Source organism: Monashia sp. HAY1-2A (genome assembly GCF_056755315.1).
On the sequence record NZ_JBNDHY010000631.1, the window covers coordinates 1 to 248 of the forward strand.

1 protein-coding gene is annotated in these 248 nt (G+C 63.7%); it reads right to left on the reverse strand.

What is annotated here, in order from left to right; translation table 11 throughout:
* The coding region (locus tag ACPYOM_RS23330) for a hypothetical protein (RefSeq protein ID WP_481347795.1) at nucleotides 1–223 on the reverse strand (223 nt) is incomplete at its 3' end.
* Between the last annotated feature and the right edge of the window lie 25 nt (nucleotides 224–248).

A 248-nucleotide genomic window follows, 5' to 3' on the forward strand; every position in this document is an offset into this window, starting at 1 on the left:
GGATATCGGGGGTCGCGAAGCGCGCGCGCACCGAAGCGCTGTCGCCCGAGCCTTCCAGACCCACGGCTTCGGCAGGAATACCGTCACGCTTGAGCGCTTCGGCAACCCGGGCAGCCGTGTCGCTGTTGACCTTGACGGTCGCCTTGGAGGTCGTCACCTGCAGTGCCGGCGAGTCGACGAAATAGTTGGGCGCCGTGTACAGCAGGCCAACGAGTACTGTCACGAGGATCAGTATGTACTTCCAGAGG